Source organism: Niabella hirudinis (genome assembly GCF_051201075.1).
Lineage (GTDB): Bacteria > Bacteroidota > Bacteroidia > Chitinophagales > Chitinophagaceae > Niabella > Niabella hirudinis.
The window spans coordinates 399,418-423,371 of sequence record NZ_JBPEHJ010000003.1 but is presented as its reverse complement, the minus strand read 5'-3'; the positions used below and the strand labels follow the sequence as shown (position 1 = coordinate 423,371).

Genomic DNA, 23,954 nt, shown 5'->3' with positions numbered 1-23,954 from the left:
GTCTTTCCATCATTGCATATTCCGTTGTTCTCAGGGTTTTATTACGTCCACTTCCGCCATGGAGCAAAAAATGCCATTCGCCGGTTGGAATATATCGTCTGTAGTGGGTACGGTAAGGCGCAGGTACCGGGCCGTAACGGTGGAGCTAAAGCCCAGGCTTTGCGGGGTATTATCAACCGTCAGCAGGTAGGGACTACCCGATGCCGCTGTCCAGTTCACCGCATCATTGCTGGTTTCAACCGTAAGGTTTTTGATCTTTCTAAAGTCGCCGCTCGTTTGACGCTGGGTAAACATAATACCATTGATCTTCAGGCGGGAGCCAAAATCAATCGTGATCCAGTGCGGTGGCGTACCAATAGCAGCCTGCCACTGCGGGTGCCAGAAAGTATTTACGTTACCATCAATGATAGCGCTTGCCAAACCATTGGGAGGCCCTTCCCCATTGGGTTCCTGGGAGCTAAAGGCGAGGATAGACCAGTTGGATTTGGCATAAAAATCGGGATCAAAGAAATCATCACCCCCCGTGCGGGTAATGGGGTTATACTCCCATATTTTCTGGGTCATCAGCGGCAGGTCTTCCATTTTACCCAACGAAATATTGCTGATAGCAATACCCCAGCGCTGGAAAAAGATCTTCCAGTTTTGGCCGGTATAATTACATAATGTTTCGTAGAAAAAGTCCTGCTTATCCTGGTCCGATAATGAGATCCGGTTGGCCCTCCGGGCTTTTTTATACAGTTCGGTTATAAAAGCCCATCCATCTTTTTGGCCCGGAAATCCCCAGTTGGCCGGTATCTTATCAATGATCTGTACAAAGGGGGTTACTCTTGCAAAAGGATCGTTTACGCGCGCATCTGATCCATTAAACAGCTTTACAGCAATCGTAGTATCTTTTGCAAAAGCGATGGCATTTTCCATACTGGCGGCCAGTTTATCATTTTTAGGAGGCCATGCCAGGGGATCGTTTATCTCGTTGCGGTGCGCTGCTTTAAAGGCAAACAGGAACCCGGTGGCTTCTGCCAGGCTGTTCCAGCTCCAGTAAAGGGGTTGCTGGTTGTTATGCCCCAGCTGGTGAAAGGTACCCCAGGCTCCGCCCTTTTTCAGGGCATCCAGGTTGGTGAATTCATCAAACCAGCCCCGGTCGTTATAGGTAACCACGGGGTAGCCGGAATGCGCATACCCTCTTGAGGGCTGTATATCCTGCACGATCCGCCAGGGCAGCAGGGGCGCCTGGTCTCTTTCATCAACCGGGTTTTCTTCCAGGCCCTGCCATTTGTAAAAATCTTCCAGGATGGCTCCATCCCACTCGGTCATTAAAGCGGTGGGGTCGGCAATGGGATACTGTACGCAATAGTCCCGGGGCACTACAAACACAATATTTTTAGAGCGCAGCTCAATATAGGGCACGCAGGATTTGGCAATAGCGGCTTTCCAGTCGGCATTAGAGGTAACCCCCAGCACAAAATCCGGCGACTTTACCACATTGCTGAATTTGATGGGCACGGGCTGTTCAACGGGCCGTGCCGGTATAATATAAATAGGTCCGCCATAAAGATTGCGCACAAAATTACGCCCCGGCGCTAACTGAACACGGCTCACAATAACGGGGTCCCGCAGCGGGTTTGCAATAAAAGACAGGTCATCCGTCCAGGCCCCTATTTGTACCGACAGGGAGTATTCCGTTGAAGGAATGTCGATAATCACCAGCTCACCGGGCGCTGCATAGAGGCCGGTACTGAACTGGGGATCCGGGGGGCGGGTAGTGCGGAGAAATTCCGCCACATACTCATATTTGAGGTCCATGTTCAAACTCACATCCACCCTGGGTTCTTCCTTACAAACCAGCCCCGGAAATACCCGGGCCTTATCAAACTTACTGGCATCAATAGTAGCAATGGAAGTATCGATGGTAATGGAAGGACCATCTGCACCCTTATTTTGTGTGCCGTCTTCGCTGATGCCCGGGCTGCTTTTGCGGCAGGATACCATCAGTACCCCCGGCAGCAGCAGGATCAGCATATATTTCTTAAATATTTTCATCTGTTTATTTTTTTGTTGATGGCCCATTTCGTGCACGGCATCCTATTTATTTTATTCATTATTGCAAATCATTAAAAGCCGGTATCCAGTAGCGCCCATCCAGCTTCCAGCTATCCGGCACCGCAATGCCCAGCCACTGGTATACCTGCAGCGATACATCCACCACATTGGGTACCGTTTTGTACACCGCCGGCTGAATCAAGGGGCACACTTTATCCGTTACATCTACAAAATTAGTGGGGCTGTAGGTGCTCAGCGTAAAGGGGTGCTTGTTTTTACTACGGTCCTCCAACAGGGTCAGGTTACCTTGTGTTACCGGGCTGGTACCGGGCCAGAATCCTAAAAGATAATCATTATAAGGGTCATCTCCGGCAATCTCGGTTTTACAATAGTTGCTTCCGATATAGCTTTCGGGCAGGTCCGTATTATAGATCCGGATATCGGTAACCAGGTAGTCGCTCAGGTTGGTATTGTTATCCGGTATCAGGTTACCCACGGTAAGCGGCTCCGGGCTGTTGATGTTGCCCCAGTCGGTAATGTTCCGGTTGCTCTGGCTCACGCCTGTATAAAGCGCCCCATCGGTATAGGTATATACATTGCGTGCCGCGCCTTCCTGTTTGATCACCGCGGTTAATGCATGCCATTTACCATCGGAGATGGCATGACCTCGGACCTGGCGGTTGCTGGTACCCTTGGGATTATTACGCCCAAAATTGATTTGCCAGTAGTTTCCTTCCAGGAAAAATACCCAACCTGGTTTGCCACCTGAAAAACCGGCTCTTTTTGATAAAAACGCCGGGTAGCCATAGCTCCCCTGGGGGATGCGCACTTTACACTGGATGGTATAACTGCCTGTTTCGCCCATATCATACAAACCACCATCATTAAACACCCGTGCCCGCTTGTTTTGCGCCTGGGTACCGTTGTACACAGGAGCAGTGCCCGCGTAGGGCACCCCTTCCGGCTTGTTGTACTCTTTTCTTACAAAGCGGGGATTAAAGGAAAAAAAGAAGGTGTTATGCCGTTGATCATTGAACGCATACCAATAACCGGCCCCGGGATCGTAGCCGGTATTGCTTCCCTTGTTGGAAGTGATGATCACCATCCAGTTTTCGCTTTTATAAGACTGCCGGGATTTGAGGGCCTCTAAAATTTCACCGATGTATTGATCCGTGGTGAGCACCGCAGCCTTATACCCCGCATCTTCCGCCGAATAGGAACCGGCAAGGCCAGCGGCATCCACATCGCCAAACTGCACCAACATAAAGGCGGGATTCTGGCTTTTAAGCTCGGTAACCGCAGCATTCTTTGTTTCTGCATCGGAGGCCAGGGCCTTTTTTTCAGTAGCATCCTTTGCCACTCCATCGGGGATCAATGCAGCACTGCTGAACGATACCGTACGGGCCGTTGGGTTAAAGGCTTTGATCCGGGTAAAAAGACTGGGATACTGCGCAAAATTATTGGTAGCAAAATCATTGCCGGTTACCTGGTGCTTGGCGCTGTTTACCCCTGTTAGCAGGGTGGCCCAGCCCAGGGCATTGGTTTGCTCAATATTGTCTGGATTCGACAGGCCATCCCAGGAGTACATAGAAAAACTGGTAAGGTTATTTAACGTGGGGGGGTTAATATCCCGCACTTCGCTTCCAACGCCGCCATCCACTTCTATCAGCAACACCTTCCGGTTAATGACGGTTTCATCAGCACCCGGGCCGCCATCCAGCGGGTTGGGAAACGGCTTGTTGCAGGCCACCATGGTCAGCCCCAAAAGCAATAACAAAGCCGTTACATTCCTGGTATAAAAAGTATGCATCTTCCGTAATGATTTATAATATTCATTGTTTTATTTTCCGCCGGGGCACCGCTGTACCTGCACTATGGAGCAATTCTTATTTTTACAATGTTCCCCACTTCTTTGTTATCAAACCGCTCAAAATCTCCTACAATAAAGAGGACTTTTGAGCCATTCACGCTTGGCCGCTCCAGTATAGCGGAGATCCTGCCCCGGAACATGCCCATAGCATTACAGCCAGCGGCCAGGGTGCCATCGGGGTTCAGGATGGCCATGCCCTCCCTTACAATACCATCGTATTTGCTAAAACCGCCGGATATAATAATTCTTCCATCCCTTAGCTGCCCGGCATAGGATATCCCCGTGCCGTCAATCTCCTTTAACTTGAAGCTGGTGTCCACGCTGCCGTCCTCGTTAATCATCACCACTCCGTTGGCGGGCTGTCCATTATAATTTTTAAATCCACCCGTCAGCATGATCTTGCCGGTAACTTCATTATAAACGATCTTGCCGATGGCTCCATCGGCGCCGGCCTGGCCGGCGTTAAAACTTTCATCTACCAGCCCGGTAACCGCATCGATCCTGGTAATATAGTTCACTCTTTTTTTATTAAAAGTGGTGAACCCGCCCACAACGATAAAACTTTCATCCGGCAGGCGGATGGCATCATAAATATACCCGTTGCCCGTTTCATAACCCTTCTTCAAAATGGGATCATAGTTGAATGAAGAATCAAATTCCCCGGCATGCTTCATGCGGACCAGCTGGTTGGTCATCACATACTGATACTGGTAACTGTACTTGGTAGACCGCTCATATAAAACATTGCTGTAGCGGTTAAAATTACCAATTGCAGTATACGTGTACCGGCCATCAATTTCCTTATAAAACAGGTTGGAGATTACGGTGGTAAAGCCGCCTCCAAAGCTCTGGAGCCCGGCATTAAAGATGGGTACCAGGGCCTTACTATCGTTCGGGCGGTTATCCGGGTCCTGGTTGATCACATCCACGGAAGTACGCTCCAGGGCGCCGTTGCGGCCCGTAAAAATAGCCAGACCGTTCAGGTTATTGATGGTATCGCACCTGGAGAAGCTGCCGGCGACCAGGTACTTTCCGTCCGGGGTTTCTGCTACGGCCGTTACCGGCCCGTCCAGCCCCAGTTTACCCATCTTAAACCGCTCTTCACCCGTAGAAAAATCGCCGTTGCCATTGATAACGGCAATGCGGGAAACGGCATCATTGGTGGTAGCCGCACTTTTATAATCGGTAAACTCTCCATAAATAACCAGGGAATTGTCATTGCCCCTTCTTGAAAAAATACCGTTGATAGGCGCATTGGCGCGATAGGCGCCAGTGTTAAAATCCGGATCAATGGACACTTTACCCGTTACGATAAATGCAGGGCCAAAATAATACTCATTATCGATAAGGATGGAGGATCCGCCGGAACTGGCATTCTCCGGCACTTTGACATCTATGGCATCTTCCCGTACAGCTACCACTTCTGCCTCCATCTTATTGATGAAAAACTTAAACTGGCCTTTTTTCCCATCCAGGCCTTTTACGTTAAACGTGGTTACAATACCCGCCGCACCGCTGGCCGGCGAGGGCTTATCGCTCAAAAATTTAACTAAGGGCAGGGGCGAGGGCGGGTATACCTCGGTAGCCTTAACCGTATCTTTTTTGCAGGCGCTGCAAAAAAGCAACAGGGCAGAAAGAAAAAAACAAATATGCTTCATAACGTCAATTCAATTTTTTTAATAAACACTAATCGATCCCGGCATTGAAGGCATCTAAGTAAAAATCAATAGGTATAAAGCCAAAAAAGGTGGTGCGGAAAATGGTACCATCCCCTTCATCATTACTATAGGCCTCAGAAGTGTAGGCGCTCAACGCATGCACATAGCCATTTTTGGGCTTTATATTTACAGAGGCCACATCTACATTCCTCCAGCTAAAATAATCGCGCGCGGCCGCTTCCGAGGGAATATAACCCAGCTGCAGGTAGCGGTAGCCCGCATATTTTACGCCGCCGGCATTTAGTTGTATTACCCCCACATTCATGAGCTGCCCATCATAGGCCGCATATACCTGGCCGGGGAAGGCAGAAAGGTTCTCGGGATCCAGCTGGGGATAATCGTTCATGGATTTAGCCCCTTTAAACAGGTAGCGGCAGAGGTATTTTTTCCACACGGCGGGCTTGATCTGCTCCATACGGGTTACCTGCGGCCTTCCCTGGGCTCTGAGCTGAAAGTTTACTTCATCCAGTGTGGCCCTGATGGTGGTATCCACCGGCGCGTAAAAAGTAATGGTTTCCGAGTTGAACACATTTTCCATCCCGGTCATTTTGATGATCTTTACGATGGAATCAAAATAATGCGGTTTTGACTGAAGATACTCCAGCACGGTACCATTAAACTCCGGCGAGAGGGTGCCGGTATCCCGGTAATAATCTTTTTTACAACTGCTGCCCAGCAGCAAGATTGCCAATACCAAACAATAACCTGTAACTATTTTACGCATCTCAATCATTTTATGGTTGTTATCAAAGCCAGGCCCTTAGTTAAGCCAGTACTGGTTTAAGACAATATCCGGGTTATTGTCCCGGGCGGCGGGATCAATGGGCCAGGTCCAGGCGCCTGCCTTAAACTGCTCGGTAGAGCAATGATAGCCGTAGCGGTACTGCGGGTCAATGATCCGTTTGGTACGCACCACATCATACCAGTACTGGGCTTCGCCCATAAACTCGCGGCAGCGCTCATAAAAAATATTATCCAGCAGCGGCTGCTCTCCTTCGTCCAGGAAGGCCGTTGCCCCCGCACGGGCCCTTACCTCGTTTACCAGCCGGAGCGCCTTACCCCTGTCGCCCAGGTGGGTAAGCGCTTCCGCCTGCAAAAGGTTTACATCCGGCAGGCGAAATACGATCTGGTTATCATCCGGGTTTACATCCTCCGCATTTTCGTTGGCATATACGTTGGCATATTTGAGCATGATGAACTTGCCCGTGCCGGAGTACATAGTAGCGGGATTAAACCAGGCGGTTTTACGCAGGTCCGGCTGATCCTGGGGATAAAGTTCGAACATAAAACTGGGAATATAATAGATATAGCTATCATTGATGCCCGCCCGCTTATAGGGCGCATAGAGCACATTATCCGAAAAAGCGCTCCAGCCGAAAGACTCGCCATAGTTCACGTTCTGCGGAATTTCAAAGAGCCCCTCGCGGCTGCGGCCTTTAAAGATCTCCTTGGTGCGCGTCAGCGGCAGCAGTTCATAAGCCTGTTTGCCCCCCTCGTTCCAGAGCTCATCGCCCAGGGCATCTACTTTTTTATAATAGCCTTCTGCGTTCACCTCATCAAAAGCCGCCAGCCACATATTGATGTGCATCTGCAGCACAATAGCCGAGCCCCTCATGGCTCTTACGGCCAGGTGGGCGGGGTTATCATAGGTCCAGGGCAGGCCCTTGCGGTATTTATCCAGGTCGGCCGAGCAGTTGTTCAGCACTTCGGCCATGGACTTTCGCCGCAGGCTGCCGTTAAAATAGGGTTCTGTATAGTAGGGAACATCGCCATAGAGCCGCACCATAAAAAAGTAGCAGATATTACGCATAAAAGCAGCCTCACCCAGGTAACGGGCCTTGTCCGCATCCGACATGGAAGGATCATCGATACCCGGTATACGGTCAATGGCAATATTGGCCGATGCAATGGTCTTAAAAAAACGGTCCCACTGGGTAAAGCGTTTGGTATGCCAAAAGTCAGTGCTGTAATTTACAACGGTTCTGATGTCATTGTTGGTCAGGTACCCGAAATATTCCCTTCCGCCGCCCGGGTGCACGAGAGGGGCGCCCCTCAGATCGCCCGTCCAGCACAGGAACGGGAATTCGCCGGTACCGGAAGGCGCCGTCATATCCGGGCGAAACACCGCCTGGCGAAACAGCTCATACAACCCATTGGTATACCGCTCCACATCCGATTTATTGCGCCAGAAATTATTACCGGAGAGGTCGCTGGGCGGGTTCAGGCTCAGGAATTTCTTACAGCCGAAATTACCCAGTAACAGCCACCCGGCCAAAATGATATATACGATTTTTTTCATCATTGCTCTGTTTTAAAATTGAACATTAATACCGGCCGCGTAGGTTCGTGCAGAGGGGTATCCCCCGGAAACATCCCGCCCCAGGGAGGTCACATTTTCAGGATTGGGCCCGCTGTATTTGGAGAAGGTATACACATTATTGGCCGATAACGTAACCCGGAGCTGCGAAATGCCGTAGCGTTGTGTAAACTGCCGGTCCACCATATATCCCAGTACAATGGAGCCTATTTTAAGATAGGAGCCATCCTCCATAAACAGGGTCTGGTTGGTACGGAAGGGGCTCAGGGTACCCGCCCGGCGAAAATCGAAGGGGTTGGGATACTGGGCGCCCGCGGTACCCACGGAGCGGTCCGCATTCAGGGGTTTCCAGTAATTATACTGGTCAATGGGCGTTAACCCTCCGTTGCCGCTTACATTAAAACCATACGGGTTGCTGTATTTCTGCAGCTGGGAGGCGGTTACTGCATTCAATAAATCCCTTTTGTACACGTAGGCCATATTAATGCTTAAGGAAAGCGACCGGTTTAGCATCAGCTCGTTCAAAAGGCCGCCAAAGAACAGGGGCTCGGGGTTGCCAATAGGCTGCAGGTCTTTGCTGTCAATAATATAGTCCCCGTTCACATCTACCCACCTGGGGTCACCGCCCTGGAAGTAGAACCCGGACCCGATGCCCAGCTGCTGGCGTTTACCGGTAGCAGGGTTTACGGGCACATCGGCCGTGCTGGCATAAATGCCATTGGTATAATACAGCAGGTTGGATACAGGGTTGCGGCCCAGGCGCTGCACAATGGGCACGCTGCCGCCCGCATCAGTAACAGACGCTTCCATTTCGCGCAGCCCGTCCGGCAGGCGGGCCAGTATGCCGCGGTTGTGGTTGCCTGTTACCCGCACCGTCCATTGCAAGGGTTTTTCCGGTTTAAAGATCCGGAAGGTAAAGGTCCAGTCGAGCCCCTTATTTACCAGGCTGCCGGTATTGGTGGCTTTGCGGTCAAAACCGTTGGTATTATTGAGCGGTATATTAATGATCTGGTTATCGTTGGAGCGGTAATAGGGCTCGATGCTTAGCTCCACCCGGTTCTGAAACAGGCCCAGATCCAGCCCCCCGGTGATGTCCGAACCGATTTCCGGCAAAAAGTCCGGGCTGGGGATATTTCCAAAATCGATGTTAACCGTGGGGTCGTTATTATACTGAGGGCCGTAAATATATTTCCCATACACATTAAAAATGTTTCCGCTGGGCCTTATGTTACGCCCCCAGCCCATCCGGATGCCTCCATAGCTGAGCCAGGAAACATTTTTAAACCAATCTTCCTTGCTAAAGTTCCAGCGGCCGCTCACGGTAGGGCTCTTGGTATAGCCGCGGGAGGGGCCGTTGATGGAAGTTCCATCCAGCCGGTAACCCAGGATTAATACATATTTTGTAGCGAAGTTATATTCTACGGTACCGCCATAGCCATGCTGGCGGCTATCCGTCATGGAAACGGTACCCCCCTTGGCACTGCCGCCATTGGCGCCAATGGGCCCTTCGATCTGGTCATCCGGCGTTTGGGAGAGCTGCATCACATTGGCCTTTGCCCCGGAGCTGGATACTTCATTAAACACATAGGCGCTCACCGTATGCGTTTTGTCTTCACTACCAAAGGACCGTACATAGTTCAGCATGGTACGGTTATTGAGCTGGTAGCTGCGATCATTATAATTATCTGCCCGGGAGGAGCCGTTATTAAGGTATGAGGGGGTAAACCGGTCGGAGGTACCGGAGTTGAATCCGTATCCCAGGTCATTCTGCAGCTGCAGCCCTTTTATAAGTTGATACCGGATCACCAGGTTAGAGAGGATATTGGTATTCTTATTATGATCCCGGATGTTTTCGCTGCTCAGCACGGCGTTGTTGTTTGAAAAAAGCGAGGGGGGCGGCAGCAGCGATGAGGCATTGGATCCGGAAGCAACGCCCGTTTGAAACAGGCCCACACCGCTCCCGTTCTGCTTGGTGCCCAGCCCGCCCATCAGGCTGGCGATCATCCTGAATTTGTCTGACGGCTGATAGGTGGCGTTCATATTAATCTGGTACCGGGTAAAGCCCGTATTGCGGATGATCCCGTTTTCCTTATAATAGTTCAGGTTGGTTTTATAGCTGAATGCCCTGTCACCTCCATAAATGGAAATATTATGCGTTTGGTTAAAGGTATTACCATAAAAATAGTCCTGCCAGTTGGTGGAGTTATTGTAATAGGCGTTGAGGCTATCCGTTAAATATGGAAACAGGTAGAGCAGCTGCCGCGATTTCTCGGGGGATGCGGTATCATAATCCATAATGGTGCGGATGCGGATGGCCCTTTCCTCGGCGCCCCCCAATACCTGCCGCAGCCGGGGCGGCGTGTTCAAAAAGAAGTTGGCAGAATAGCCCACCACGGGTACTTTGGAACGCCCTCTTTTGGTAGTAATAATGATAACTCCATAGGTGGCTTTGGCGCCGTACTGGGAGGTGGCTGTAGCATCTTTCAAAAAGTCGAAAGACTCAATATCTTCCGGCGGTATCAGGGATATCGGGTTGATACCGGTAGACCCGGTCTGGTAGCCGTACTGGTAACCGGAGTTTACATCTACCTGCACCCCATCGATCACAAACAACGGGGAGGTAGGTGTTAACATACCATCTGAAGATACGCCGATGCTGGAACTACCCCGGATATTGATGGTGCCCATGGCCCCCGGAGACCCGGTATTGTTCTGAATGTTTACCCCGGCCACACGACCCTGGAGCAGCGACATTACGTTGCCCGCGGGTATATCCTGGATTTCCTTACCGCTGATGGAAACACTGGAGCCGGTTGACAGCTCCCTTTTGGTTTGCCGCAGCCCCTGTACCACTACCTGGTTCATGGGGTTATCCTTCGTCTTCATTACTACCTGCATGCTATCGATGACATTGCCCACCTTCTGGGTTGTTGTTTGAAAACCAATAGAGGAAAATACCAGGTTGGTACCAATGGGTACGTTTACGGTAAACCTTCCCAGGGTATCGGTTTGGGCCAGGTGATTGAGGGCTGATTCCTTACCCCTCGACACCGTTACCCCCGACATGGGTGTTTGAGAATCGGCATCGATCACCGTTCCGCTAACCTTTACATTGCCCTGCGCCGATGCATGTTCTGCCTGGAAAGCGAACAGCAGTAATACAAGGCTTATGTGCACTATGGCTCTCATATCGTATAGTTTATTAATGCTCATCAACATCCTGTGCATATCCTGAAATTAATCGTTGTCAAATTTTGGATTATCCGTTATAAACGCAAATACGATCTCCCAGTTTCCGGGCTCATAAATAGCAAAGTCGAGGCCCAGCAAACCGTTGTCTGCAAAACCGCCAAATCCAAGGCGGTTAAAGGAAAACCGTACCTGTGCCCGGTCGCCGGCGGGGGTTGTATACCGGGTGGGTAAGCTGATGGCCGGCAGCGGGTAGGCTACATCATAGGTAACCTCGGTGGCCGTCTTGCGCATATTAAACCCGTGCACCAGGTGCTCCCAGTCGGTGGTAGCAAAACGGGCAGGATCGATGGGTTTAAAAAGGGTATCCAGGAACCGGAAGGTGAGCGTATTGCCCGAAAGATCCGGCCGGTCTACCTTACGGATATAGACCTGGATATCAAAAGGCGCCAGGTACCGGTCCTTGGTGGTGCCCTTTATATTGATACGGGTGGGGTATACACCATTGCGTACGGGCTGGCCGGTAATGGCATCGCGGTTGGAGGGCTCAAAGGGCCGCTCATAAAAAGGCTGCAGCTTCAGGTCCCTGAAGTACTTTCGCCCGCCGGAGTTGGATAATTCCACATCAAAACGGTAACCGGAATCCGGCTGGGGTTTGATCAGCGCGGCCCTCGACTCGGACCACATGGTGATGGTACCGCTATGTTCCCCGATATCAAAAAGCGGCCGGTACTGGATCTCTCTTTTCGCTTCAATTTCGGCTACTGATTTTTCGTTGCCATCATAAGCCGCCTTCCATATTTTTACGGGGAAAACGTCGGTAAGCTCCGGCGCCGGCAGGCCATTCCAGCGCCGCGCGTTCACGATCTTAAAGGTAGACGGGAAGGTAGTGGCTCCCTTAAAAAAGTTATCCTGGTAAAAAGTAGTGCGCCCTAACACCGGCTGAAACACGGGTGTGGTAAAGCGGCTATTGTCTCCTACATTCTCTCTTTCCTCCGGCAGGTTCTTACCGCACGACACTGCCAACAGCGCCAATGCCGCCAGGCCCGTCCAATATGCGAATGTTAGTTTTCTGTACATATATCTTTCTTGTGTCATGATGATTGCTGGTTAATTAATGATCGGGTCTCTCCGGTTCATGGCCCTTACAAAATCGGATCCGAAACCAAAATCATGGCCGGGGGGTAGCAGGTTGATCACCGCGTTGGATGCTTCAATATCTACCACCATCGTGTTTACACGGGTCCAGTAACGGGTAAAGATCTTTTTGGTACTGTCGGAACCGGGGTAGCTGAAGATAATGGAAAGCGGACCTCCGCCCACGTATCCCGAAGCATCGGAGTATCCCAGCTGCAGCTGCATATCGAAATTGTATTTTACCGTGGGCAGGAAAATACCATCGGTAGTATGCCGCAGGTCTGCGGAATGATGTTTGTCTTTAACCATATAGCGGCATAAAAAAGTATCCAGCACAACGGGGTCCATGCTGGCGATGGAAACCGGCGGCATTTGGGGCACTGAATCTCTCCGGGCTATATTAATATTGCCGATGGCCAGCGAAAAGCTCCGGTTATTAACCGCAAACAGCGTAAGATTCTCTGTTTTGAGCGTATCGCTAAGGCCGTTGATCCGGCTGATGGCCAGCAGCATGGAATCATAAAGACCGGGCTGCGATTGCAGGTACTCGTAAGCGGTGCCGGCAAATTTGCCCGCTGTTGGCTGATCATCGCGGTAGCGGTTATCCGTTTTTGTACAGCCGGCATACCCCAGGCCCAGTGCCAGCAACAGCAGCCAGGCCGCTCTTTTGGGCTTCAAAAATGTATACAGCAGATCCTTCATTGTCTTACAATTTTTTATTTCCAGTAGGTATTTTGTTTCAGATCGGGGTTCCGGTTCAGCACATCCTGGGCAACAGGCCAGTAAATACCATCGTTATCGAGGAGCTTATTAAATTCCGGGTTATTCCTGCGGATGCGGTTGTACCTTACAATATCATACCAGCGCCAGCCTTCTCCCATCAGCTCCCGGCGGCGCTCATCAAAAATATCTTTCAGCACATCGCCATTTTCCGAAAGTGAAACGCCCTTCAGATTCCGGTTGCTTCTTATACCGTTTAAGATGGAAAGCGCTGTTCCCTGGTCGCCGATGGCGGCATAGGCCTCTGCCCTCAACAGCCGCAGCTCCTCCAGGCGGGTAAAAATAATGGAAGAGTTAAATACCGCATAATCGCCGGTACCCGTACCACCATCCGCCACCCTTATCTTTTTGAAAACAGGGATCTCCGCGTTGTAATTTTCAAAATAAGTGGTATAAAGCAGGGGCGGCGTATAGCGGTTATCATAACCAAACCGGTCATCATTACCGGCGGCGGAGGGAAACAGCTCGGCAATCACATCCTTGGGCACATAGATATCCGGCAGCTGTTTCGACATGGTAAAATTCACCGTATTGGCCAGTGTGAGTTGTTCAATATGGCCGGAGATGGTGGTTTCCTTTTGGTTCTTTGGAAACCGGAAACCCAGTATCTGCCGGTAGTTATCGGTGGCATCGCCCGAAAAAAGTCCGGTAGGCGATGTAACAAAGGCTACGGAACTGGCGGAAACATTGCTCTTAGAAAAATTGCTCTCAATAAAGTCGGTATAGATCACCACTTCTGTATACTGCCCCTTCCAGGCGGCAATATGGGCCAGCAGGGCATAGGCTGCCAGGCGGGTAACAGGAGCATTCAGCCACTGGCTTTGGCCATAACCATAATAGTTGGGCGGAAATTTCTGCTCCGGATCGGATCCTGAATAAATATAGGGCAGGTTGTCTGCAGCGGCAATCAGCTCCTGTTCCGCAAAGGAAAGGATCTCGTTTTTGTCGGTACGCGGCAGGGCTTCAAAATTGCCGCCATCGCCCGAAGAGGTCGTAAACGGCACATCGCCCCAGATGCGCACCATATAAAAATAGGCGAAGGCGCGCAGCGCCCGGGCCTGCGCCACATCTAATTTATAATAGGCCTCGGTATACCGCTTGTCTGCCAGGCATCCTTCCACCCGCTCAATAAAGACATTGGCCGCATTGATCACCGCATAAAGCCGGCGCCAGTTGGCTACATTCTCCAGTAAGGGATAGGCCGCTGTCAACTCCCCGTCTACCACCGCTTTCAGATCCTGCCGGGATACCGATCTGAAATCGCCTGCCCTTAGCTCGCCCCACATCCAGTGGGCATTATTATCGGCCAGTGCCGCGCGAAAGAGGCCATAAATTCCGATAAGACCGCTCCGCGCATTTTCAAAGCTTTGCCAGGAGCCCGCCTCATCAGCGATGCGCGATGATTTTTTGTCGAGCAGCTTATTGCAGGAAAACAGGAGACTGCCAAAGAGTACTGCCGTAAAAACAAATTTCAGCTTATATAACATTCCGATGTTTTTAATCTTTTTAAAAATTTAACCTGAACCCAACGATCACCGAGCGGGGCATCCGCAATCCAAAACCGGTATATATCCCATTGTAATCTGCCAGTTCGGGATCATCGCCTTTGAATTTTGTAAACGTCAGCAGGTTGGTACCGGTAATGTACACCAGGCTTTGCCTGAATTTTTCAAAAAGCTTTGAATGATTCCTGGCTTTTGAAAAATCATAGCCCAGCGATACGGTCCGGAGTTTGAGGAAGGAAGCATTATCCAGGAACAGGTCCTGGTCTGCCCGGTAAGGCAGCACGGAGCTCCAGGGATTGTACTGCGGATAACCGGAGAGGTCCATCTTTTTTTCCCAGAAGGTGATCTCTTTTACAGAGTTGATATTGTTGTTGGCCTCCACGTTTACAAAATCCAGCCGGTTGGCCGCATACTGGTTCAGCACATTGCGCCCGCCTACATAATAGAACTGGAAATCCAGGTTAAAGGCTCCGTGGGTCAATGTACTTCCAAAGCCCCCGGAAAGTTTGGGCATATAATTTCCGGCCAGCACTTTATCCTTTTCATCGATCACATAATCATTGTTCTGATCCTTCCAGCGCGGGTCGCCGGCCTTCAGCGTCATGCCCCGGTAGCTCATGGGTTGGTTGGTATTAGGGTTCAGCGGCACTTCATTATCGCTGTTATAGATCCCGTTGTTTTCAAACATCCAGAAGGCATCTACCGGCTTTCCTGTTTGGAGTTTACTGCTACCCAGCACCAGCTCCTGCAAACCATCCGGCAGCGCCGTTACCTCGTTGCGGTTATAATTTAAATTGGCATTAAAAACCCAGCCCAGCTTTCCGGCTTTTTCGTTCAGGATGCTGGCATTTACCGAAAGATCCAGTCCTTTATTATTAACTACCAGCCCGGGTTTATACACCCCGGTGTAGCCCCACTCGGAGGCTACGGGTATGGGAAGCAATGTTTGCTTATCATCCCGGTTATACACCGCAATACCGGCCTGCACCCGGTTGTTCAGCAATGCCGCGTTTAAACCCAGCATCAGTTTTTCGTTATAGGCCCAGGGCATGCCGTATCCTACCCATCCACTGGTATAGGGCCTTGTAAGACCCGGTATGCCTACATAGGAGCCCATGGCCGGCTCACCGCTCCAGCCCATATCTACCCGGTAAATAGCTCCTCCGGAAAAGCGGTCGTCTGAAAGTAATTTACCCAGCCGGCCCCAGGAAAGGTTCATCTTTAAAGCGCTGAGCGTATTGCCGGGCGTAAGCAGGTTTTCGGTCAGGTTCCACTCCAGCGCGCCGCTATAGCTGGTAAACCAGCGGCTGTCTGGCTGCATAAAGGAAGATCCGTCATGCCGTACGATCCCGTTAAAGCTAAATGCATCTCCCATTTTCCATATCGCGTTTCCAAAAAAGGACACCAGCGCCGATTCCATCCGGGCCGGGTAGTATTTAACCCGGAACCCCTTGGGAAGCAGGTAGTCACTGGCGCCGCCATCACCGTTCACCATATTGATCTTGATAAAATCATTGGGGCCCTTAAAGCCGGAAGCGTACTCATACTTGTTTACATCAGTTGTAACGCTTTGTCCGCCCTTGATGGTGAGGGATTGTTTGGGAGCAATATCAAAGGTATAACCCAGGGTATTGGAGAGCAGTACCCGCTGGTTATAGCCAAAATAGCCGGATACAAAATTGTTTTCCTCCAGCAGGGTGGTGGGCCAAAAGGCATCCCGCATATTTTCATTATAGTCAAAGGCCAGGCGCCCATCGTAATTCACTTTGCCGATATTGGCCGTTAAGGCCAGGTAGCCCTGTATACTATTGGTAATATTGTCGTCCACCACTTTATCAAACTCTCCCAGGTAAGCACCGTAAAGGGTTTTATTGGGGGTAAGCGGGTTGGTCAGATCGGGGATATAACCCTGTTCGGCGATGCGATCGCGGATATTGCGGTTACGTTCCCTGGAGAGGCGGGTAAAGTTGATCATACTGGAAACCATCAGCCATTTTATGGGGGCTACATTAATGAAAAAGGACCCCGCATAGCGCGACAGCGAAGTGTTGTCCACATCCGATGCATTCTTCATGGCGCTTCCGAAGAACCGGAAATTGGCTCTTTCTACCCCACCGCTCAGGCTAAAATCCGCGGCATACACAGGTGTGTTTTTATAATACAGATCCGTCCAGTCCGAAGGACCATAATAATTGGCATTGGTGGAATCCCTTAAAAAGGCGGGGTATCTCAGGCGATCGTTAATAGTGGCATAGCGGTCGTAAAACGGCATCCGGAATTCGTTTTCGTAGTTCGCGTTCAGCGGCGTCACTTTCTCCGCCGGTACAATTCCTGTATAGGCATTTACGCTGAAGCTGCTTTTGCCGGGGCGTGCATTCTCCGTAGTGATCCAGATGGCGCCATTGGCGCCCATCGGACCCAGGAAGCCCAGTGAGGCCGGGTCCTTAATGACTTCTATTGACTTGATATTATCGGCATTCAGGATCGAATACAGGTTGGTGGCTGGCCCGATCCGGTTAATATCAAATTTCTGAACCTCATAGGCAAAGGGGTTTTCCCTTATGAGGGGGATGCCGTTTACAAAAACGGTTGCCTGCTGTTCAAACAGATCTTTTTTATTCAGCAGGGGCGCGCCAATACCATGTACAAAGATATTTTGCTCTGTACCGGGCTCACCGCTGGGCTCCTGTATGTAAACACCCGCTACATTGCCTTTAAGCATTTGCTGCACCGACACGTACGGTTGCTTCTGAATAAATTTAAGCGGCACTTTATTGATGGAGATGTCCGAAGAATCGGCATCAACGGCGGCAATTGTTATACCAACAGTTGCCTTTAGTTTTATGCTATCCCCGGCAGCAGCCGTTGAGTCCTCCTGTGCAAACACAACACAGTAAGCCATCAGCCATACCGTTAGTAACAGTCCCTTTCTCAAATTACCTATAAACCCGATCCTCATATGTTATGTATAATTTGGTTATAAACAATATACCCCTACCCCGCCCATTGCAAACCCATTGCCTTTCAGGCAAACCGGGCATACACCGGCAATAAAATTGCTTTGATCAATAATGCTCAAACATGACGCATCACAGGGAAAACACGATTACAAGCGCACCGTGCATTTGGCAAACAACCTGTTCATTCTCTATTTTAGCTCTGTTTGATTTAATAAATTGTGCTTTACACAATTCTTTGCCTAAGATAGGGGCAATTTTGGATTTAAAAATATTTTTTTTCCGTGCAACCGATTGCATTAAGAGTTTTATTTTAAGAAAATTTTATGCAAACGGTTCAGTAACTGTTAAGTAACGCAAAAAATTGACCTGAAAAAATATCTTTTAACTTAACTTTTCAAACGTTTTTATTCCGAAAAAAAATAATAGCCCCCCAGCCATTTATAAAACAAGAACTGCAACAAAAATAAAAAACCCAGGATCTGTTAAATAACCGGATTTTAACAAATGCTGGGCGCAATTTAACTGATTCATTTGTGGGAATCCACCCCCATTTTCAATCTCCCTTATTGCTAAAACCCAGCCCCCGCCCCTTCGAGTAAACTCAGGGCAGGCAGCGGGGGATAGTGCAGCCGCCTTTAGTTCGTGGCCTTCTTTGGTTCTGCGATAAAAGAAAATTTCATTGTCCCCCGCTGGCGGGGGAACAGAAAACAATAACAAGGGCCCGCCCGCATCTGAAGGGGGGTGGACAAAAACCCTTTGCTAAAAAAAGCGGGCGTTCAAAACAATTGTTTCAAACGCCCGCAATAAACATGCAATAACGGCTCTACCTTATTGCCGGTAAAATTCTGTTTCGTATTGATCCAGCCACATAGTACCGCTGATGCCCCAGGAATTGGGTACCGTTATACCCATCCAGTAAAAGAGCTGGCGCGCAATATCCGGCACCTGCAATTGTGTTTGAACCGTACCCGGCTTGGGTGTAGGCGGGGGCATGGAGCAATGGGTTTTACCCAAATTGAGCCAGGAAAAATTTCCCGATATATTAAAGGGTTGCGCCTGGTTTACCGTATTAGCAAACTGGGTTTGAAAACCATCATTGCAGGGCCAGAACCCAATAAGCTTATCCTGTTGCGGAAATGCTTTCATGCCAGCGGCACAGGTTGTTGCGGCTACTTCTTCATCCGTAAGCGCAGTTTGGTAAAGTGCTATATCCTGGAAGTTGATGGGCGCCGCACCCGTGTTACCGCCACTGGTAAAATCCGCAAAACCCAAAATTACAGAACGGGTGTTGTTGAGGTTAAAATTGGTAATATCCCGGCTTACATCATCGGGTTCTATCCGTTTGCCGTCCGTAAAACGCTTTACCCAGCGCTTTTTAGCTCCTGAACTGTTAATACTATCATATATTACGAAGGTACAGGTATGCCATTCCCCGTCATTAATTTTGATAAACTGCTTCTGCATGCGCCGGTTACCAAGGTTGAGCTGCCAGGAGCCCGAGCCTCCGGTTAAGAAGATAGCAAAGCCGGTAGCATCGCCCAGTGACGGGCCCGACTTGGAGAAGAACACCGGGTAACTGGCGCCGCTGGTGGTGTTCATTTTAAACTGAACGGTATACTCCGGCTGCCCATAAGTTTGAAGGCCGAAATTAAACAGGCCCGAGGCATCGTCATCCAGTTTGGCCCTGATTACATTACCGGAGGCATTGTTTACCGTCACATTCAGGTTAATGCCCTGTGCCGAAAACTCCAGGGGTTTAAACCGTTCGTTATAATAAATTACCGGTACTGCCCGTTCCGGAACGGTTCCGTTTGCATAACTGTTGTTAACGCCTCCGTTTGTGCCGGTAATGATCACCAGCCATTCTTCCGATGTGTTATAGCCGGGGCGCGCTTTTAAGGTATTGATAATTTCATCCAGGTTATCGGCCAGCTTTTCGATGGCCGCCTTATAGGGCGCTGCGGTAGCTGTAAAGCCACCCTGGATACCCGCCTGCACCGGATCCGAAAACTGCACCAGTGTAAGATCAGCTGCTTCGGCAGCCTTCAAACGGCCAACCAGCGAATCTTTTACCGCCTGGTCGGTGTTCAGCACCAGCGGATTGTCAACCTCCGGAATTAAAAACTCGGGAATCTTGCTCCAGCGTCCGATAAACCCGGTAGTAATTTCGGGTTTGGTAGAGCTTAACAGCAGGTTAAAAATGGAAGGGTACCTTTTTATAACCTGGTGCTCGTTATCGCCTGTTTGGGTGGGTATAAAACTGCTGTCGATGATATCGTGTGTAGACGACTGTACCGCCGAGGTAAGCGTTTTCCATGCCGTGGCAGAATTAGAAGGACGGTCCGAAATTTCATCCCAGCTGTACTTGCTTTTTTGCAGCAGGGCCATCAGCTTGGCCGGGGCAATAGCCTGTGTGGGCCCGGAGGCAAAACCATCCACGCCAATAACCAGCACTTTGCGGTTGGGCGGCGGACGCAGGGAGTCTATCTCCTGGAAATAGGGCGGATTATCCGGGTATTTTTTACAGGAGGCTGAAAATAATCCTATAAAAAAGGTTACCAGTAAAACGTATAATATGTTGTATTTATTAGCCATAATCATCAATCATTAAAGTTTATTTAACCACCCTGAATTCTGCCAGGCAGGCCAGGTCATCCGGAGCAAACATATCGTTTCTGCTGGGTACCCTTACTCTTACATACCTTGCCGTAACGGGGGCGTCCAGGTTGAAGGTTTGCAACCCCTGTATGTTCTGCGTTACAATATAGTTGCCATCGGCCGAGGAGTTAGAAAGGGGCGCCGGCGTCCAGTTTACATTATCCGTGCTATAATCCACATAAATATTCTTGATAGGCCTGCTGGTACCCGATCCGTTAGGCCGGTGCGCCATGGCCACTTTAGAAAATGTCAATGCCTTTTTCAAATCAATAACGGCAAAATGCGGCGGCGGAATGGTGGGGCCATACTGTGTATGCCAGTAGGTAGTCAGATTATCATCAATCAGGTTGCCCACCCTTCCTTCGGAATGATCAGAGCTAAAGCTGATTACCGACCAGGCGCTGGGAATGAAGAATACATCTTTATCTCCGCCTGTTTTTGTTGCAGGATTGTAATTCCAGATATCATAGGGAAAAGGATCATATTTTGCAGCCACGCGATTCCTCGTTAAATCACTTATCTGGATACCCCATGCCTTAAAGAAGAGCTGGAAATCAGCCTTTACATAATCGCTGAGCATTTCATAAAAATAATCATGCTTGCCCAGGTCGCCGGCCGGTGTGCGTACGGCGCGGCGGGTTTGGCTGTACAGGTAGGGAAAGAAGCCCCAGCCATCGGCCCTGCCGTTGCCATTATAATTGGCAGGAATTTTTTCAAACAGCTGTAAAAAAGGCGTAAGCCGCGCAAAGGGATCATCACCAAGGATGGGATCCGATGCCTTGTCAAAATCCTTGTTGGCGGTTGTTGAGGCGGAGAAACTGAGCGCTTTTGCAAAGGTAGAGGCCAGGTTATCGAAGCGCCCTGCTGCCGCATTGATATCATGCAGGGCCGGCCAGGCCGAAGGGTTGGTGAAGGAATGCCTTTTAGCTGTTTTGTAAATAAAGAGGTTATTGGTTACCTCGCCCAGTGAGCTCCAGGACCACCAGCCCTGCTGGTTGTTATGCCCTAACTCGTGGTGAGTGCCCCAGGTTTTGGATTCCATCAGGTTGCGCAGATCGGCAGAAAATACAAACCAGTTCATATCCATAAAAGCCACCACCGGGAACCCATTGTGTCCATAACCTACTACGGGGTTATTGTCCAGTACAATGCGGGCGGGCAGTACCGGCGACTGGTCGATGGGGTCGGCCGGGTTTTCGCTCAGGCCCTGCCAGCCATAAAAATCCTGCTTCATCACCTCATCCCATTCCCGCAGCAGCCCTTCCGGGTCTTGCACCGGGCTCATAAGACAATACTCCCGGGGTACGGTAAAGATGGTGTATTTGCCCCGCAGCTCCAGCCAGGGAACGCAGGATTTTTTTATGGCCGCCTGCCAATCGGCCACGCTTGTTTGCCCCATGATATAGTCAGGCGATTTTACCACGTTTGCAAAACTGATATTAACGGGCTGGTCCATCGCCACATTGGGAACAATATAGATATGGCCGCCGTATAAATTTCTTACCTGGTTTTTGCCCGGCGCCAGCTGTACCCGCGATACAATAACGGGGTCGCGGTTAATGGGCCCGGTGGCACTGAGCGCGGTAAGGTTATCCGTCCAGGCTCCAATCTGGAGCGAGAGAGAGTACATATTGTCCGGCACGGTTACTTCTACCAGTTCTCCCGGGGCAGCATATAGGCCGGTACTAAACTGGGGGGCCGGCGGCACCGACACCCTCAGAACCTGGTCCACATCAAAATACTTAAGATTCATACTTACCGTGGTGGTAATCCTTGGCTCATCGCTGCAAACCAGGCCCGGAAAGATCCGTGCCTGTGCGTACTTGCTGGTATTGGTGCCGTTGCCGGAAGGCTCCACCGGCGTGTGGGTGGAGTCCCTGGCCACATCAAAGCCGTTGTCTACATCTACCGTAGCTTTCTGGCAGGAAGATCCCAAAACCGCAACTACACCGAGCGCTATGGCCCAAATATGATTTCGTTTCATCGCTACTATCTTTTATTAATTCTCTACATCAATATATTTCGGAATCCAGCCTTTTCCGTCAAGGCCCCAATCTGATGCCGGCGATATGCCGAGCCATGCAAAAATCTGCGATGTTACATCTACACTATTGGGTACCGCTTCATACATGGCAACTGACACCGGGGGGCAAATCAGATTGGAAGTTTCATAAAACGAGATGGTTGCCGGCCCGCTTTTCTGAATCATGTGGTTGCCTCTTCCGGTAAAATCGGGCGAGATCCATTTCGATTCATTGATAAAAAATCCCAAAGAGGTATTGGGCCAAAAACCTACCATGTTGTTTCTATAAGGGTCGGTAGCAGCCGCATCCGTTTTACAAAAGTTAGAGCCAATATAGGCCTCTGAAAGGGCGGTATTGTACACCCTGATATCCGTAATATTTACACCGGCAAGCTGGCTGCCGCCGCCGCCATCTCTCCATCCCACTGTAAAATCGACATTATTGGAAAAATCTACCGAGGCCGCCACCGTATTGGTCACCTTGGTGGTGCGGGCGCCATCAGTATAAGCCACTACCCTGCGTACGCCATCGGATTCATTGCGCACCACGGCGGTAAGGGTATGCCATTTGCCATCATTGATATCGGTTCCCATAGACTGCATATTACTTCCGCCGCCATTTACGTTCATACCCCAATAAGCGCCTTCCAGGAAAAACAGGAAGCCCGCATTAGTAGCGCCGGTATTAAACGTATTGCGCTTTCCTAAAAACGAGGGGTAACTCCTGGTAGTACCCGCAGGCAGTTTAATTTTACACTGCATGGTAAATTCGCTGCCGGGTCCAAAATCCATCAGGCTGCCCAGCTGTGCATCCGGTACGTAGCCGCCATTATTGGTGGGCTGGGATCCTGCTATCGTATACGCGGGCGTTTGGCCGGTATAGGGTAAGATGCCTACAGGCCTTGAGCTTGGGCTGGTTAAAAACCGGGGGTTATAAAATACGATAAAATTATTATGCATGGCATCATCAAAAGCATTCCATGTGCCAACAGTGGGGGTAAAGCGCTGGTTGCTTCCTTTATTGGAGGCCACCACTACCAGCCAGTTTTCATTATCATAGTTGCCCCGGTTTTTTAAGGTGTTTAAAAACTGACTGATGTAACCATCTATTTTTGCTACGGCCTGGGTATACTGGCTTACACCTGCAGCATATCCATACTGCCGGCCTGCTGCATCCGCTCCGCCCAACTGCACCATTACCAGCCCGGCGGTGGTTTGCGCCAGCACATCCGTTGCTTTTGCGCTTGCCTGCTCATCATTGGCGGCAAACACAAATTTTTCATCGGCATCGCGTTGCAATACATCGCTAAAAGCCTGGTTGGTAGCAATGCTTACGGATTTGATACCGGTGCCGGCCGCTTTTATCCGGGTAAGCAGCGTGGGGTAATGTGCCAGGTCGTTGGGATCTGTAAGATTATTTATTACCTGGTGTTTGCTGCTGGTAACCCCCGTTAATAAGGTAGCCCAGCCCTTTTCGTTGGTGATGCTATCATCGGTAATACTATTGATACTATTATAAGAATAGATGGCGTTATTTACCATTGATGAAAGCGTTGGCGGGTTGATCTGTTTTATTTCAGTGCCCACCAGGCCATCCGCCATTACAAAAAGCACTTTACTTACTTTTTGAGCAGGAGGATCATTTTCTTCGGCGCTTTTTAATCCGTTGTCGAAGGTTTTATTACAAGCCGCCAGCAGGAAGCAACAAAAAAGCCCGAAACCTAATTTTCCTATTGTTTTTTGTAGATGCATGCCTT

Annotated in this window: 13 protein-coding genes; all 13 read right to left on the bottom strand. The window is 50.0% G+C overall.

Annotated features, from left to right (window positions below):
* Positions 1 to 30: 30 nt before the first annotated feature.
* Positions 31 to 2,040 (bottom strand): M60 family metallopeptidase, encoded by a 2,010-nt coding sequence (locus GGU45_RS08215; protein ID WP_435223684.1) that lies wholly within the window; start codon positions 2,038 to 2,040, stop codon positions 31 to 33.
* Between the two features lie 58 nt (positions 2,041 to 2,098).
* Entirely contained in the window at positions 2,099 to 3,850 is a 1,752-nt protein-coding gene (locus tag GGU45_RS08210; RefSeq protein ID WP_435223683.1) for a LamG-like jellyroll fold domain-containing protein, read from the bottom strand.
* A gap of 62 nt (positions 3,851 to 3,912) precedes the next feature.
* Positions 3,913 to 5,568, bottom strand: coding sequence for a DUF5008 domain-containing protein (locus GGU45_RS08205; RefSeq protein ID WP_435223681.1), 1,656 nt, complete (start codon positions 5,566 to 5,568; stop codon positions 3,913 to 3,915).
* A 28-nt stretch (positions 5,569 to 5,596) separates the two neighbouring features.
* On the bottom strand, positions 5,597 to 6,352 hold the full coding sequence (locus tag GGU45_RS08200; RefSeq protein ID WP_435223679.1) for a hypothetical protein: 756 nt from the start codon (positions 6,350 to 6,352) through the stop codon (positions 5,597 to 5,599).
* A gap of 36 nt (positions 6,353 to 6,388) precedes the next feature.
* The gene (locus GGU45_RS08195) at positions 6,389 to 7,930 is read right to left on the bottom strand and encodes a RagB/SusD family nutrient uptake outer membrane protein (protein WP_435223678.1); all 1,542 of its coding nucleotides are present in this window, start codon (positions 7,928 to 7,930) and stop codon (positions 6,389 to 6,391) included.
* Positions 7,931 to 7,939: 9 nt separating this feature from the next.
* Positions 7,940 to 11,134 carry a SusC/RagA family TonB-linked outer membrane protein gene (locus GGU45_RS08190; protein WP_435223677.1) on the bottom strand — a complete coding sequence of 1,065 codons (3,195 nt, stop codon included), beginning with the start codon at positions 11,132 to 11,134 and terminating at the stop codon, positions 7,940 to 7,942.
* Between the two features lie 48 nt (positions 11,135 to 11,182).
* Complete coding sequence (locus tag GGU45_RS08185) at positions 11,183 to 12,232, bottom strand: DUF5007 domain-containing protein (RefSeq protein ID WP_435223675.1); 1,050 nt, start codon at positions 12,230 to 12,232, stop codon at positions 11,183 to 11,185.
* Positions 12,233 to 12,244: 12 nt separating this feature from the next.
* Complete coding sequence (locus GGU45_RS08180) at positions 12,245 to 12,973, bottom strand: hypothetical protein (protein WP_435223674.1); 729 nt, start codon at positions 12,971 to 12,973, stop codon at positions 12,245 to 12,247.
* A 14-nt stretch (positions 12,974 to 12,987) separates the two neighbouring features.
* Positions 12,988 to 14,538 (bottom strand): RagB/SusD family nutrient uptake outer membrane protein, encoded by a 1,551-nt coding sequence (locus tag GGU45_RS08175; protein ID WP_435223672.1) that lies wholly within the window; start codon positions 14,536 to 14,538, stop codon positions 12,988 to 12,990.
* Positions 14,539 to 14,557: 19 nt separating this feature from the next.
* A complete protein-coding gene (locus tag GGU45_RS08170; RefSeq protein ID WP_435223670.1) occupies positions 14,558 to 17,458 on the bottom strand; it encodes a TonB-dependent receptor plug domain-containing protein in 2,901 nt (966 codons plus the stop codon).
* Between the two features lie 886 nt (positions 17,459 to 18,344).
* Positions 18,345 to 20,111: a hypothetical protein gene (locus GGU45_RS08165; RefSeq protein ID WP_435223668.1), complete on the bottom strand. Its 1,767-nt coding sequence runs from the start codon at positions 20,109 to 20,111 to the stop codon at positions 18,345 to 18,347.
* A gap of 19 nt (positions 20,112 to 20,130) precedes the next feature.
* Positions 20,131 to 22,158 (bottom strand): M60 family metallopeptidase, encoded by a 2,028-nt coding sequence (locus GGU45_RS08160; protein ID WP_435223666.1) that lies wholly within the window; start codon positions 22,156 to 22,158, stop codon positions 20,131 to 20,133.
* A 15-nt stretch (positions 22,159 to 22,173) separates the two neighbouring features.
* On the bottom strand, positions 22,174 to 23,949 hold the full coding sequence (locus GGU45_RS08155; protein ID WP_435223665.1) for an alkaline phosphatase family protein: 1,776 nt from the start codon (positions 23,947 to 23,949) through the stop codon (positions 22,174 to 22,176).
* Between the last annotated feature and the right edge of the window lie 5 nt (positions 23,950 to 23,954).

Coding starts and splice junctions, on each gene's coding strand:
- GGU45_RS08215 (WP_435223684.1), bottom strand. CDS start 2,040: ATGAAAATATTTAAGAAATATATGCTGATCCTGCTGCTGCCGGGGGTA.
- GGU45_RS08210 (WP_435223683.1), bottom strand. CDS start 3,850: ATGCATACTTTTTATACCAGGAATGTAACGGCTTTGTTATTGCTTTTG.
- GGU45_RS08205 (WP_435223681.1), bottom strand. CDS start 5,568: ATGAAGCATATTTGTTTTTTTCTTTCTGCCCTGTTGCTTTTTTGCAGC.
- GGU45_RS08200 (WP_435223679.1), bottom strand. CDS start 6,352: ATGCGTAAAATAGTTACAGGTTATTGTTTGGTATTGGCAATCTTGCTG.
- GGU45_RS08195 (WP_435223678.1), bottom strand. CDS start 7,930: ATGATGAAAAAAATCGTATATATCATTTTGGCCGGGTGGCTGTTACTG.
- GGU45_RS08190 (WP_435223677.1), bottom strand. CDS start 11,134: ATGAGAGCCATAGTGCACATAAGCCTTGTATTACTGCTGTTCGCTTTC.
- GGU45_RS08185 (WP_435223675.1), bottom strand. CDS start 12,232: ATGACACAAGAAAGATATATGTACAGAAAACTAACATTCGCATATTGG.
- GGU45_RS08180 (WP_435223674.1), bottom strand. CDS start 12,973: ATGAAGGATCTGCTGTATACATTTTTGAAGCCCAAAAGAGCGGCCTGG.
- GGU45_RS08175 (WP_435223672.1), bottom strand. CDS start 14,538: ATGTTATATAAGCTGAAATTTGTTTTTACGGCAGTACTCTTTGGCAGT.
- GGU45_RS08170 (WP_435223670.1), bottom strand. CDS start 17,458: ATGGCTTACTGTGTTGTGTTTGCACAGGAGGACTCAACGGCTGCTGCC.
- GGU45_RS08165 (WP_435223668.1), bottom strand. CDS start 20,111: ATGGCTAATAAATACAACATATTATACGTTTTACTGGTAACCTTTTTT.
- GGU45_RS08160 (WP_435223666.1), bottom strand. CDS start 22,158: ATGAAACGAAATCATATTTGGGCCATAGCGCTCGGTGTAGTTGCGGTT.
- GGU45_RS08155 (WP_435223665.1), bottom strand. CDS start 23,949: ATGCATCTACAAAAAACAATAGGAAAATTAGGTTTCGGGCTTTTTTGT.